Genomic DNA, 13,257 nt, shown 5'->3' on the forward strand with positions numbered 1-13,257 from the left:
ATGGGCCTGATCAAGGAAATCGACTACGGCACCCCGATCCGCGTGGCGGATCAGACCGTGACCCTGACGATCGACGGCGAGAGCGTCACCGTCCCCGCCGGCACCTCGGTGATGGCGGCGGCGATGACCATGGGGACGCAGATCCCCAAGCTCTGCGCCACCGACAGCCTGGAGCCCTTCGGCTCCTGCCGCCTCTGCCTCGTCGAGATCGAGGGACGGCGCGGCACGCCCGCCTCCTGCACGACCCCGGCCGAGAACGGCATGGTCGTCCACACGCAGACGGACAAGCTCGCCAAGCTCCGCAAGGGCGTGATGGAGCTCTACATCTCCGACCACCCGCTCGACTGCCTGACCTGCGCCGCCAACGGCGATTGCGAGTTGCAGGACATGGCGGGCGCGGTCGGCCTGCGCGAGGTGCGCTACGGCTATGACGGCGACAACCACGTCAAGCCGACCTCCGAGAAGTTCCTCGAGAAGGACACCTCGAACCCCTACTTCACCTACGACCCGTCGAAGTGCATCGTCTGCAATCGCTGCGTGCGCGCCTGCGAGGAGACGCAGGGCACCTTCGCCCTGACCATCTCCGGCCGCGGCTTCGACAGCCGCGTCGCCGCCGGCCCCACCGACTTCATGAACTCGGAATGCGTCTCCTGCGGCGCCTGCGTGCAGGCCTGCCCGACGGCGACGCTCCAGGAAAAGTCCGTCATCGAGATGGGCCAGCCGGAGCATTCGGCGGTCACGACCTGCGCCTATTGCGGCGTCGGCTGCGCCTTCAAGGCCGAGATGCAGGGCGAGAAGATCGTCCGCATGGTGCCCTACAAGGACGGCAAGGCCAATGACGGCCATTCCTGCGTGAAGGGCCGCTTCGCCTACGGCTACGCCACCCACAAGGACCGCATCACCAAGCCGATGATCCGCGAGAAGATCACGGATCCGTGGCGCGAGGTGACTTGGGAGGTCGCCATCGAGCGCGCGGCCTCCGAGTTCAAGCGCATCCAGGCCAAGTACGGCCGCGACTCGGTCGGCGGCATCACCTCGTCGCGCTGCACCAACGAGGAAGCCTATCTCGTCCAGAAGCTGGTCCGCGCCGCCTTTGGCAACAACAACGTCGATACCTGCGCCCGCGTCTGCCACTCGCCCACCGGCTACGGCCTGATGTCGACGCTCGGCACCTCGGCCGGCACGCAGGATTTCCGCTCCGTCGAGCAGTCGGACGTGATCCTCGTCATCGGCGCCAACCCGACCGACGGCCACCCGGTCTTCGGCTCGCGCATGAAGAAGCGCCTGCGCGAGGGCGCCAAGCTCATCGTCGCCGATCCGCGCAAGATCGACCTCGTGAAGTCGCCCCACATCAAGGCGAACCACCACCTGCCGCTGAAGCCCGGCTCCAACGTCGCCTTCATCAACGCCTTCGCCCACGTGATCGTGACGGAAGGACTGGTGGACGAGGCTTACGTCCGCGAGCGCTGCGAGCTGGCGGACTTCGAGTCCTGGGCCCGCTTCGTCGCCGACGAGCGGCATTCGCCGGAGGCCCAGGAGCAGTATACCGGCGTCGATCCGGCGGAGCTGCGCGCTGCGGCCCGCCTCTACGCCACCGGCGGCCGGGCGGCGATCTATTACGGCCTCGGCGTCACCGAGCACAGCCAGGGCTCGACCATGGTCATGGGCATGGCCAACATCGCCATGGCCACCGGCAATATCGGCATGCTCGGCGCTGGCGTGAACCCGCTGCGCGGCCAGAACAACGTGCAGGGCTCCTGCGACATGGGCTCGTTCCCGCACGAGCTGCCGGGCTACCGCCACGTCTCGGACGACGCCACCCGCGAGAGCTTCGAGGCGCTCTGGGGCGCCAAGCTCGACTCGGCGCCGGGCCTGCGCATCACCAACATGCTCGACGAGGCCGTCGATGGCGCCTTCAAGGGCATGTACATCCAGGGCGAGGACATCGCGCAGTCCGACCCCGACACGCATCACGTCACCTCCGGCCTCAAGGCCATGGAGTGCATCGTGATCCAGGACATCTTCCTGAACGAGACGGCGAAATACGCCCACGTCTTCCTGCCGGGCGCCTCGTTCCTGGAGAAGGACGGCACCTTCACCAATGCCGAGCGGCGCATCAGCCGCGTGCGCAAGGTGATGTCGCCGCTCGGCGGCTACGGCGACTGGGAGGGCACCATCCTGCTCGCCCGCGCGCTGGGCTACGAGATGAACTACAGCCACCCCTCCGAGATCATGGACGAGATCGCGGCGCTCACCCCGAGCTTCACCGGCGTGTCCTACGCCAAGCTGGAAGAACTCGGCTCGGTGCAGTGGCCCTGCAACGACAAGGCCCCCAACGGCACGCCGATGATGCATGTCGACCGCTTCGTGCGCGGCAAGGGCAAGTTCATGATCACCGAGTTCGTGGCGACCGAGGAGCGCACGGGCCCGAAATTCCCGCTCATCCTCACCACGGGCCGCATCCTCTCCCAGTACAATGTCGGCGCGCAGACGCGGCGCACCGAGAACTCGCGCTGGCACGAGGAGGACGTGCTGGAGATCCATCCGTTCGACGCGGAGGTGCGCGGCATCGTCGAGGGCGATCTCGTCGCCCTGGAGAGCCGCTCGGGCGATATCGCCCTGAAGGCGCGGGTGTCGGAGCGGATGCAGCCGGGGGTGGTCTACACGACCTTCCACCACGCCAAGACGGGCGCCAACGTCATCACCACGGATTATTCCGACTGGGCGACCAACTGCCCCGAATACAAGGTGACGGCGGTGCAGGTGCGGCGCACGAACCGCCCCTCCGACTGGCAGGCGAAGTTCTACGAGGAGGACTTCTCCCTCACGCGCATCGCTCAGTCGCTCGACGCGGCCGAGTGAGGTTCAAGGCACAGCAACGCGGACGAACGGACATCCGATGAGCGCGACCTCGAGCAACGACAAGCTCGTCCGCATGGCGAACCAGATCGCCTCCTTCTTCCGGTCCTACCCGGAGGAGGAGGCGGTAGCCGGCATCCACAAGCACATCGTGGCGTTCTGGACGCCCAAGATGATCGCCGCCCTGCGGCATTACCTGCCCGAGGCCGGGGACCGGGTCGACGACCTCGTCGTCCAGGCGCTGCGAGAGGAGCCGCGCGCGGAGAGCCCCGTCCGCGCCGCCACCCGCGATCCGCATCTCGCCGGAGCGGGAGCGAGCGACGCGGGATAGGGGCTCGGGACGCCCCCAGGTCGGGACGGCCCTGCACCGGCGTCGGGGCGCCGGCCCTTGAGGGCGCGAACACGTTGGCATACCAAACGTGACGAGGCCGCGCCTTCCGGTGCGGCCGGAGATCCGTCGTGGCCGCCGCGTTGAAGACGATTCCGCCCGAACCCCCGCGACGGTCGAAGGGGCGGCCGTGATCGACAAGCTCGATTTCCTCCTCGCCCTCTCCCGCGAACAGCATTTCGGCCGCGCCGCCGAGGCCTGCGGGATCACCCAGCAGACTCTCTCGGCGGGGGTGAAGCAGCTCGAGAACCGCTTCGGGGTCCAGCTCGTGCTGCGCGGCTCCCGCTTCCAGGGCTTCACCCCGGAAGGCGAGCGGGTGCTCGGCTGGGCGCGCCGGATCGTCGCCGATACCCGCGCCATGCACGAGGACGTCTCGGCGCTGCGCAACGGTCTTTCCGGGCATCTGCGCATCGCGGCCATCCCCACCGCCCTGCCGATGATCGCGGCGCTGACGACGCCCTATCGCGCCCGCTACCCGGACGTGCGCTTCACCATCGAGTCGACCACCTCCACCGACGTGTTCTCCCTGCTGGAGAATCTGGAGGCGGATGCCGGCGTGACCTATCTCGACAACGAGCCCCTCGGGTCGGTGACGGCGGTGCCGCTCTACCGGGAGCATTACTGCCTGCTCACGGCCGCCGGTGGCCCCTATGACGACCGCTCCAGCGTGACCTGGGCCGAGGTCGGCCGGATCCCGCTCTGCCTGCTGACGCCCGGCATGCAGAACCGCCGCATCATCGACCAGCAGATCCGCGACGCCGGCCGCGAGCCGGCCCCGACGCTCGAATCGAACTCGATGATCGTGCTGATGACCCATGTGCGCACCCTGCGCTGGGCGAGCGTGATGCCGGCGATCCTGGCCGAGACCCTCGGGCCGATGAGCGGGGTGCGCTCCATCCCCATCGTCGAGCCGGTGCTCGAGCACGCCATCGGCCTCGTCGCCCTGAAGCGCGAGCCGGCGACGCCGATGATCGCGGCCCTGTTCACGGTGGCGCAGAAGGTCGCCCGCAGCCTGGAGACGCCCGGCGCGGGCCAGGAGCCGGCGCCTCACCTCACCTGAGCTCGAATCCGGCCGTTTCGGAACGCGCCGGGGTGGATCACGGGCCGGGCGCGAGCCCGCGCCGAGTGCCCGGCGTGTCTCACGAAACTCCCGCCGATCACGATACGCGGAGAGAGTCCCGCGAGGCGCTCCAGAGCCTATTCAGGAGAAGCGGGGCCCGGTTCTCCGTCGGAACATCCGGCAGATCCTAAGCCGGCTCCGATCCGAGGCGTTTGCGCTGGACCTTGCCGTTCGGCGTGCGGGGCAGCGCCTCGACGAAGCGGATCTCGCGCGGGCACTTGTAGGCGGCGAGGCGCTCGCCGCACCAGGCGATCAGGGCGGCCGGATCGGGCTTCCCGGCACCGTCCGCCTCCGGCTTGAGCACCACGAACCCGGCGATCACCCGCACGTCCGCGCGCACCGCCAGCTCGGTGACGCCGACCTCGGCGACGGCGGGGTGGAGCGCTAGGGCGGCCTCGACCTCGTTCGGCGAGACGCGATAGCCCATGGCGTTCATCAGGTCGTCCTCGCGGCCTTCGAACCAGAGGTAACCGTCGGCGTCGAGGCGCGCGAGGTCGCCGCCCGCGAACCACTCCCCGCGCATTGCCGCCGCCTCCTCGTCGGGGCGGCCCCAGTAGCCGAGCATCAGCCCCGGATCCGAGCGGTGGACCGCGAGGAGCCCGGTCTCGCCCGGCGGCAGCGGCTCCGGCGCCCCCTCGCGCGGCAGGATCGCCACGCGCCGGCCCGGCTGGGGCTTGCCCGGCGAGCCCGGCCGCACGGGCACCGTCGGGCCGCTCGACACGTAGGTGGAGATCTCGCTCATGCCGAGCGCCTCGTGGAGCGGCTTGCCGGTCCGCGCCGTCCAGGCGTCGAGCAGCTCCGGCGCCAGGGCCTCCCCGGCGGTGATGCCGTGGCGCAGGGACGACAGGTCGTGGGCGTCGAGATCGGCGTATTTGAGCATCTGCCGGAAGACCGTCGGCACCGCCGCGAAGAGCGTGGCGCGGTGCTCGGCGACGAGGCGCGGCCAGACGCCCGGATCGCGTCGGCCGTTATAGATCACGGCGGTCGCCCCGCAGGCCCAGGGATCGGCGAGGCCGACGCCGAGGGTGTAGCTCCAGTTCATCGTGCCGGCATGCAGCACGATGTCGGATTCGGTGAGGCCGAGCCAATGCGCATGCATCGGGCGCCGGCCCCAGACGGCGCGGTGGGCATGCAGAACGCCCTTCGGCCGGCTGGAGGTGCCGGAGGTGTAGATCAGGAGGGCGGGGTCGTCGGCGGCGGTATCGGCATAGGCATCGAGCGGCGCGCCCGCCTTCATGGCCGCGATGTCGCCGCGCCCGAGCAGGATGCGGCCGTCGAGGGTGGCGGGATCGACCGGGCAGTCCTCCCCCGCGACGATCACCGCCGCGTCGGCGTCGCGCGTGAGGAAGGCGGCCTCGTCGGGCGTCAGTTGCGGGGAGGAGGGCAGCGCCACCAGCCCCGCCGCCAGGGCGCCGAAATAGACGAGCACGTAATCGGCTTCGTTGCCCATGCGGATCATCACCCGCGCGCCGGGAGCGAGCCCGAGACCGAGCAGCCCGGCCGCGATGCCGCGCACGGCCCTGTCGACCTCGGCATAGGTGAGGCTGGCGCGCCCTCGGTCGCCGGCCATGACGAGCGCGGTCTTGCCGCCGCGAAGGCGCGCATTCCCGGCGAGGCAGTGGCGGGCGGCGTTGAAGCGCGGCGGGGGCGGATCGGCGTCGGTCATCGGTGCGGCGGGTCATACCCGATGCGGCGCATGCGACGCCACCGGACATCGGCGGCGGCTTTGCCCCGAACCGGAAATCGCGCATAAGGACGGCGATGATCGCGGCGCGACGCCAGGGGGCCTTCGGGGCGATGACGGGCTGGTGGGCCACCGCCGCCCGCCTGCTCGCGCTCGTCCTGGCGCTCGCCCTCGCCGCGCCGGGGACCGGCCTCGCCGGGGAACCGCGCGGCCATCGGGGAGACCACGCTCGCGCCGGAATCGCGCTCGCGTCGGCCGACGCCTCGCATGCCGCCGATGCAGACACCGGCTGCCAAATTCCCGGCTGCCACGTCCATTGCGGCTGTCACTTCCATGCCGCCGCCGGCCCGGACGCCGCACCGGCCTCGACGGGGCGGCGCACGGCCTCCCGCGCGCGCTACGCGTGGACCTCCGAGGCTCCGTTCTCGGTCCCGCCCGGCCGCCTGCCGCGCCCGCCGCGCGCCTGACGCGACGCCGCGAAGGCGAGCGTCTCGCACCGGAGAGCCCCGCGCCTCCGGGACAGCCCTTCCATGTGACAGAACGGGATCGACCGCGACGCCCCTGACGGCGCCGGATCCCGCGACGAGCAGGCATCATGCGCATTCTCCTGGCAGCGGTCCTGGTGGCCGCCGGCGTCCTCGTGGGCGCCACCGTTCCGGCCGTCTCCGGCCTCGTCCGTGACCTCCTCGCCTCGGCCGGATGGCCGCCGCCCGCCTTCACTCCGGCGGCTCGGCATGCGGAGGGCGACGGCCACGGCCACGATCACGGCGAGCCCGCGCACGGGGAGGCCGGGAAAGGCCATGCCCATTCCGGGCCGGAGGGCGAGGAAGATCATGTCCGCATGACCCCCGAGCAGGTCGAGGGACAGGGCATCGGGGTGGCGAAGGCGGAAGCCGGGACGCTGTTCCGGCATATCCTGGTTCCCGGCACCATCACCCCCGACGCGGACCGGATCGCCCGCGTGCCGGCGCGGGTCGCCGGCACCGTCTCCGAGATGCGCAAGCGCCTCGGAGACGACGTGGCGAAGGGCGAGATCGTCGCCGTCCTCGATAGCCGCGAGGTCGCGGACGCCAAGAGCGAGTATCTGACCGCCTCGGTGAAGGCCGATCTCGAGCGCATCAACTTCGAGCGCCAGCAGAAGCTGCTCGCCTCCCGTTCCGCCTCGGAGGCCGCCTTCCAGAACGCCCGCGCCGTCTTCCTGGAGAACCAGCTCCGGGTCGACCTCGCCCGCCAGAAGCTGTCCGCGCTCGGCCTTGATGCTACCGAGGTCGCCGCCGCCCAGAAGCGCGACGAGGCGGCGCCGACCACGTCGAGCCTGCGCCAGTACGAGCTGCGCTCGCCGCTGACGGGGCGGATCGTCGAGCGCAAGGTCGATGTCGGCACGGCGGTGGGCAAGGAGGGCGACCCGGCCGATCTCTACACCGTCGCCGATCTCTCGACCGTCTGGATCGAGCTCTCGGTCCCGACGAGCGAACTCGCCAAGGTCCGGGAGGGCGCGAGCGTCACCGTCACGCCCCGCCGCGAGGGAGGCGAGCGCCACGAGCGGGGCAAGGTGATCTTCGTGAGTCCGCTGCTCAACGCCGAGACCCGCGCCGCGCGCGTCGTGGTCGCGCTGCCGAACGCCGGCCTGTCCTGGCGGCCCGGAACCTACGTCACCGCCGAGGTCGAGATCGCCCAGGACCGCGTGCCCGTCCGCGTGCCCAAGACCGCCCTGCAAACCGTCGACGGCAAGCGCGTCGTCTTCGTGCGCACGCCGGAGGGGTTCGAGAAGCGCGAGGTCGGGCTCGGACGCTCGGACGACGATGCCTTCGAGGCCGCGTCCGGACTCGAGCCCGGCGAGGAGATCGCCGTCGCCAACAGCTTCCTCCTCAAGGCCGAGCTCAAGAAGAGCGAAGCCGACCACGACCATTGAGGAGCGCGCCGTGATCGCCCGGATCCTCGACTTTTCCGTCCATCGGCGCTGGCTGGTGCTGCTGCTGTCGCTGCTCGCCGCCGGCTTCGGCGGCTATGCCGCGAGCCGGCTCCCCATCGATGCCGTTCCCGACATCACCAACAACCAGGTGCAGGTCAACACGACCGCGCCCTCGCTCTCGCCCGTCGATATCGAGAAGCAGGTCACCTATCCGGTCGAGACCGCGCTCGCCGGCATCAAGGGGCTGGAATACACCCGCTCGCTGTCGCGGAACGGCTTCTCGCAGGTCACGGCCGTCTTCGCGGAGAAGCTCGACATCTACTTCGCCCGCCAGCAGGTCGCCGAGCGCCTCGCCCAGGTAAAGCGCGACCTGCCCCCCGGCGCCGAGCCCGCCATGGGCCCGATCACCACGGGGCTCGGCGAGATCTACATCTGGTCGATCCGCTACGCGAAACCGGGGGAGCGGCGGGTCTCCCGCGAGGGCGAGCCGGGCTGGCAGGCGGATGGCAGCTACCTGACCCCCGAGGGCCAGCGCCTGCGCACCGAGCTGGAACAGACCGCCTATCTGCGCACGGTGCAGGACTGGATCATCCGGCCGCAGATCAAGACCGTGCCGGGGGTCGCCGGCGTCGACGGCGTCGGCGGCTTCGAGAAGCAGTACCACGTCCAGCCCGACCCCGATAAGCTCGCCGCCCTCGATCTGTCCTTCTCCGACGTGGCGCGCGCCCTGGAGGCCAACAACGCCAACCAGGGCGCCCGCTACCTGGAGGACAACGGCGAGGGCTACGTCGTGCGCGCCGCCGGCCGGCTCGAGGGCATGCAGGACATCGCGACCGTCGTCGTCGCGACGCGCGGCGGGGTCCCGGTGCGGATCGGGGACATCGCCGAGGTCCGCATCGGGCGCGACCTGCGCACCGGCTCGGGCAGCCAGGACGGCCGGGAGGTCGTCATCGGCACGGCCCTGATGCTGATCGGCGAGAACAGCCGCACGGTGGCCGCCGCCGTCGACGCGCGCATGGAGCAGATCCGCAGGAGCCTGCCTCCGGGGGTCGAGGTCCAGACCGTGCTCGACCGGACCCGCCTCGTCGACGCCACCGTGCGGACGGTGGCGAAGAACCTCGCCGAGGGCGCGGGCCTGGTCATCGTCATCCTGTTCCTGCTGCTCGGCAACATCCGCGCCGCCGTCATCACGGCGCTGGTCATCCCGGTGGCGATGCTGATGACGCTGACCGGCATGGTCGAGGCGCGGATCTCGGCCAACCTGATGAGCCTCGGCGCGCTGGATTTCGGCCTCATCGTCGACGGGGCGGTCATCATCACCGAGAATGCGCTGCGCCATCTCGCCGAGCGCCAGCACGCCCTCGGGCGCCCCCTCGACACGCAGGAGCGCCTGCGGACGGTGCGCGCCTCGGCCGAGGAGATGATCAAGCCCTCCCTCTACGGGCAGGCGATCATCATCCTCGTCTACGTGCCGCTCCTCACCTTCACCGGGGTCGAGGGCAAGATGTTCGAGCCGATGGCGCTGACCGTCATCATTGCCCTGGCGTCGGCCTTCGTACTGTCGCTCACCTTCGTGCCGGCGCTGATCGCCATCGCGATCACCGGCAAGGTCACGGAGACGGACAATCTCGTCGTCCGGGGGCTGAAGGCGGCCTACCGGCCGGTGCTCGGGGCGGCGGTTCGCAGGCCCGCCGCCTTCGCCGGCGGCGCCCTGCTGCTGATGGCGGGGGCGGGGGCCCTCTCGACCCGGCTCGGGACGGAATTCATCCCGCAGCTCGACGAGAAGAGCATCGCGCTCAGTGCCACCCGCATCCCCTCGACCTCGCTGACCCAGTCGCAGGCCATGCAGCTGAAGGTCGAGCAGGTCGTCTCGCGCTTCCCCCAGGTCGCCTACGTGTTCTCGAAGACCGGCACGGCGGAGGTCGCCACCGACCCGATGCCGCCGAACGCGTCGGACACCTTCGTCATCCTGAAGCCGCAGGAGGAGTGGCCCGATCCGTCCCTGAGCAAGGCCGCGTTGCAGGAGGCGATCGAGAAGGCGCTCGGGCAGCTCGCCGGCAACGCCTACGAGTTCTCGCAGCCGATCCAGCTCCGCTTCAACGAGCTGCTCGCCGGCACGCGGGGCGACCTCGCCGTGAAGGTGTTCGGCGAGGAGTTCGAGCCGATGCTCAAGGTGGCCAACCGGATCGCCGCCGTGCTGCGCGGCATCGACGGGGCCGAGGACGTGAAGGTCGAGCAGACCACGGGCCTGCCCTTCCTGGAGATCAGGATCGACAAGGCCGAGGCCGCCCGCTACGGCCTCAGCACCGGGGCGATCCAGGAGGTCGTCGGGGCGGCCATCGGCGGGCGCGAGGCCGGCGTGGTCTTCGAGGGAGACCGCCGCTTCCCCATCGTCGTGCGCCTGACCGACAAGGCGCGCGAGGACCGCGAGGCGCTGGAGAACATCCCGGTTCCGCTGCCGCCAGGCCCGAACGGACGGGCGGTCTCGGTGCCGCTGAGGCAGGTGGCGAGCTTCTCCGTCACGGAGGGGCCGAACCAGATCAGCCGCGAGAACGGAAAGCGCCGGGTGGTGGTGACGGCCAATGTCCGCGGGCGCGACATCGGATCGCTCGTGGCGCAGGCCCAGGCCGAGGTGGCGGATAGGGTCCCGCTGCCGAGCGGCTCCTACGTGACCTGGGGAGGGCAGTTCGAGAACCTCGCCTCGGCCCAGCGCCGGCTCATGGTCGTGGTGCCGGTCTGCTTCTTCCTGATCTTCCTGCTGCTCTGCTCGGCCCTCGGTTCGCCCAGGGATGCACTGCTGGTGTTCAGCGCGGTGCCGCTCGCGCTCACGGGGGGCATCGCGGCGCTGTGGCTGCGGGACACGCCGGTCTCGGTGCCGGCGGCGGTCGGCTTCATCGCGCTCTCGGGGGTCGCCGTGCTGAACGGCCTCGTCATGCTCACCTTCATCAAGCAGCTCGCGGCCGAGGGGAGATCGAAGCGGGAGGCCATCCTGGAGGGCGCCATGACGCGCTTACGGCCGGTGGCGATGACGGCGCTCGTCGCCTCCCTCGGCTTCGTGCCGATGGCGATCGCCACGGGGACCGGCGCCGAGATCCAGCGGCCGCTCGCCACCGTGGTCATCGGCGGCCTGATCAGCGCGACCCTGCTGACGCTGGTGCTGCTGCCGGCGCTCTACGCCCGCTTCGGCAGGATGCCCGCTGCGCGCGCGCCGGAGGAGGCGCGGCCGCATCGCGAGGCGGCCGAGTGAGGGCTGCCGGCCGCCGGCCGGCCCTCTCGTCGCCCTACAGCATCGCCTCGGCGCTACCCTTCAGCGTCACCGGAATGGTGAGATAGCGGACGCCGTTCGCCTCAGCCGGCGGGAACTTGCCGGCCCGCATGTTCACCTGGATCGAGGGCAGCAGCAGGCGCGGCGCGGCAAGGGTGGCGTCGCGCGCGGTGCGCATGGCGGTGAACTCCTCCTCGCTCACGCCTTCTCTGACGTGGACGTTGCGCGCGCGCTGCTCGCCCACCGTCGTCTCCCAGGCATACACGTCGCGCCCCGGCGCCTTGTAGTCGTGGCACAGGTGCAGCACCGTCTCCGGCGGCAGCGCCAGCAGCGTGCGGATCGAGCGGTAGAGCGCATGCACGTCGCCGCCGGGGAAATCCGCGCGGGCGGTGCCGAAATCCGGCATGAACAGCGTATCGCCGACGAAGACGTGGCGGCCGATCCGGTAGCAGATGTCGGCCGGCGTATGGCCCGGCGTGTAGAGCACCTCACAGGCGAGATTTCCGATATGGAACGTCTCGCCATCGGTGAAGAGACGGTCGAAATCGCTGCCGTCGGTCTTCAGATCGGTGGCGTTGAAGACCGGGCGGAAGATCTTCTGCACCTCCTTGATGTGCTCGCCGATGCCGATCTTTGCGCCGGTCTTCGCCTTCACGTAGGGGGAACCGGAGAGGTGGTCGGCATGGGCGTGGGTCTCCAGCGTCCAGACCACCGCGTACCCCGCCTCCTCGGCCGCCCTCAGCATCGCCTCGACCGAGCGGGTGTCGACGCTGCCGCTATTGTGGTCGTAGTCGAGCACGGGGTCGATGAAGGCGGCCTGCTTGGTCTCGGGGTCGGCCACGATGTAGCTCACCGTGTTGGTGGGCTCGTCGAAGAAGGCGCGGATGACGGGCTCGGCCATGGGAACTCTCCTGTCTCGGTGGGGCGTGCGAGGGTCAGGCGCCGGGGATCCGGCGGCGGCAGGTGTCGAGCCCGAGGAGCGTGTAGGCGGGGCAGAAGCCGATGAGCGCCGTCAGCGCGAGCACCGCGCCGATGGCGATGGCGGCGTAGGCCCATGCACCGGCGAGCAGCGCGAAGCCGAGCGCGGCCACGAGCAAGCCCGCGACGAGGCGGAGAGCGCGGTCGGCACCGCCGAGATTGGCTGTCATCGGAGATCGTCCTGGCGGTGCCGATGGAGGGACCGGACCGGGCGCGGCACCGGGCGCCCGCTCCGAAGGGGTCACGGTGTCGCGGCGAAGGCACCCGCGTTGCGGTAGAGCATGTAGCCGGCAACGACGAAGATCACCGTGGCGAACACCGTGTTGAGGGCGCCCTTGTACCCGGCGAGGCGGTTCGCGAGCCGCATCCCGAGGAAGCCCCCGACGAGCCCGCCGGCGATGAACTGCCCGGCGACGACCCAGTCGACCGTCCCGGACAGGGCGTAGTTCAGCGCGGTGGCGAGGCCGAAGGCGCCGACCGCGAGCAGCGAGGTGCCGACCGCGTCGATGAGGGGCATGCCGGTGGCGAAGACGAGGCCCGGCACGATCAGGAAGCCACCTCCGATTCCGAAGAAGCCCGACAGCACGCCCACCGCGAAGGCGACGGTCACGACCTTCCCGCTCGGCACGGGGCCGCAGCCGGCCGGCTCGGCGGCCCCGCCCTGGCTCTTGCGTCCGCGCAGCATGTGCACGCCGACGACGACCATCAGCAGGGCGAACAGGAAGAGCAGGCGCTGCCCGTCGACCGCCTGGCCGAGCGTGGAGCCGGCAAAGGCGCCGAGCACACCGACAGCGGCGAAGACGGCGGCGCAGCGCCAGCGCACGTTGCTGGCCCTGGCATGGCCGGCAAGGGTCAGGAACGCATTGGCCGCAACGGCGAGGGCCCCCGTTCCGATGGCGAGATGCGGCTGGGCCATGCCGACGACGTAGAGCAGCAGCGGTGTCGCCAGGATCGAGCCGCCGCCGCCGATCAGGCCGAGCGTGAATCCGACCCCGGAGCCGGAGAGCAGGACGGGAAGCGCGCTCATCGACGGTGCGTTCTCCTCGATCGA

General features: G+C 70.6%; 10 protein-coding genes. 6 read left to right on the plus strand and 4 right to left on the minus strand.

Features of this window, described 5'->3' with window-relative positions; translation table 11 throughout:
* The 3 genes from fdhF to ACP56T_RS01180 all read left to right on the plus strand — a co-directional run bounded on the left by fdhF (position 1) and on the right by ACP56T_RS01180 (position 4,307).
* The gene (gene fdhF, locus ACP56T_RS01170; RefSeq protein WP_430910295.1) at positions 1–2,862 is read left to right on the plus strand and encodes a formate dehydrogenase subunit alpha; all 2,862 of its coding nucleotides are present in this window, start codon (positions 1–3) and stop codon (positions 2,860–2,862) included.
* 37 nt (positions 2,863–2,899) lie between these two features.
* On the plus strand, positions 2,900–3,190 hold the full coding sequence (locus ACP56T_RS01175) for a formate dehydrogenase subunit delta (protein ID WP_430910296.1): 291 nt from the start codon (positions 2,900–2,902) through the stop codon (positions 3,188–3,190).
* Positions 3,191–3,377: 187 nt separating this feature from the next.
* A complete protein-coding gene (locus ACP56T_RS01180) occupies positions 3,378–4,307 on the plus strand; it encodes a LysR family transcriptional regulator (protein WP_430910297.1) in 930 nt (309 codons plus the stop codon).
* 187 nt (positions 4,308–4,494) lie between these two features.
* Here the strand turns inward: ACP56T_RS01180 and ACP56T_RS01185 are convergent, their stop codons facing one another.
* Positions 4,495–6,033 carry a class I adenylate-forming enzyme family protein gene (locus ACP56T_RS01185; protein ID WP_430910298.1) on the minus strand — a complete coding sequence of 513 codons (1,539 nt, stop codon included), beginning with the start codon at positions 6,031–6,033 and terminating at the stop codon, positions 4,495–4,497.
* A gap of 95 nt (positions 6,034–6,128) precedes the next feature.
* Here ACP56T_RS01185 and ACP56T_RS01190 point away from each other — a divergent pair, with 95 nt between their 5' ends.
* The 3 genes from ACP56T_RS01190 to ACP56T_RS01200 all read left to right on the plus strand — a co-directional run bounded on the left by ACP56T_RS01190 (position 6,129) and on the right by ACP56T_RS01200 (position 11,210).
* Positions 6,129–6,518: a hypothetical protein gene (locus tag ACP56T_RS01190; protein ID WP_430910299.1), complete on the plus strand. Its 390-nt coding sequence runs from the start codon at positions 6,129–6,131 to the stop codon at positions 6,516–6,518.
* A gap of 128 nt (positions 6,519–6,646) precedes the next feature.
* Positions 6,647–7,963 carry an efflux RND transporter periplasmic adaptor subunit gene (locus ACP56T_RS01195; RefSeq protein ID WP_430910300.1) on the plus strand — a complete coding sequence of 439 codons (1,317 nt, stop codon included), beginning with the start codon at positions 6,647–6,649 and terminating at the stop codon, positions 7,961–7,963.
* Between the two features lie 10 nt (positions 7,964–7,973).
* Entirely contained in the window at positions 7,974–11,210 is a 3,237-nt protein-coding gene (locus ACP56T_RS01200) for an efflux RND transporter permease subunit (protein ID WP_430910301.1), read from the plus strand.
* Positions 11,211–11,244: 34 nt separating this feature from the next.
* Here the strand turns inward: ACP56T_RS01200 and ACP56T_RS01205 are convergent, their stop codons facing one another.
* The 3 genes from ACP56T_RS01205 to ACP56T_RS01215 form a co-directional block, all read right to left on the minus strand.
* Positions 11,245–12,129: an MBL fold metallo-hydrolase gene (locus ACP56T_RS01205; protein ID WP_430910302.1), complete on the minus strand. Its 885-nt coding sequence runs from the start codon at positions 12,127–12,129 to the stop codon at positions 11,245–11,247.
* Between the two features lie 34 nt (positions 12,130–12,163).
* Entirely contained in the window at positions 12,164–12,376 is a 213-nt protein-coding gene (locus tag ACP56T_RS01210; protein WP_430910303.1) for a YgaP family membrane protein, read from the minus strand.
* 71 nt (positions 12,377–12,447) lie between these two features.
* The gene (locus tag ACP56T_RS01215) at positions 12,448–13,233 is read right to left on the minus strand and encodes a sulfite exporter TauE/SafE family protein (protein ID WP_430910304.1); all 786 of its coding nucleotides are present in this window, start codon (positions 13,231–13,233) and stop codon (positions 12,448–12,450) included.
* Positions 13,234–13,257: the final 24 nt, after the last annotated feature.

The sequence above is a fragment of the Methylobacterium endophyticum genome, from assembly GCF_050591105.1.
Lineage (GTDB): Bacteria > Pseudomonadota > Alphaproteobacteria > Rhizobiales > Beijerinckiaceae > Methylobacterium.

Coding starts and splice junctions, on each gene's coding strand:
- ACP56T_RS01210 (WP_430910303.1), bottom strand. CDS start 12,376: ATGACAGCCAATCTCGGCGGTGCCGACCGCGCTCTCCGCCTCGTCGCG.
- ACP56T_RS01185 (WP_430910298.1), bottom strand. CDS start 6,033: ATGACCGACGCCGATCCGCCCCCGCCGCGCTTCAACGCCGCCCGCCAC.
- ACP56T_RS01215 (WP_430910304.1), bottom strand. CDS start 13,233: ATGAGCGCGCTTCCCGTCCTGCTCTCCGGCTCCGGGGTCGGATTCACG.
- ACP56T_RS01190 (WP_430910299.1), top strand. CDS start 6,129: ATGATCGCGGCGCGACGCCAGGGGGCCTTCGGGGCGATGACGGGCTGG.
- ACP56T_RS01175 (WP_430910296.1), top strand. CDS start 2,900: ATGAGCGCGACCTCGAGCAACGACAAGCTCGTCCGCATGGCGAACCAG.
- fdhF (WP_430910295.1), top strand. CDS start 1: ATGGGCCTGATCAAGGAAATCGACTACGGCACCCCGATCCGCGTGGCG.
- ACP56T_RS01205 (WP_430910302.1), bottom strand. CDS start 12,129: ATGGCCGAGCCCGTCATCCGCGCCTTCTTCGACGAGCCCACCAACACG.
- ACP56T_RS01195 (WP_430910300.1), top strand. CDS start 6,647: ATGCGCATTCTCCTGGCAGCGGTCCTGGTGGCCGCCGGCGTCCTCGTG.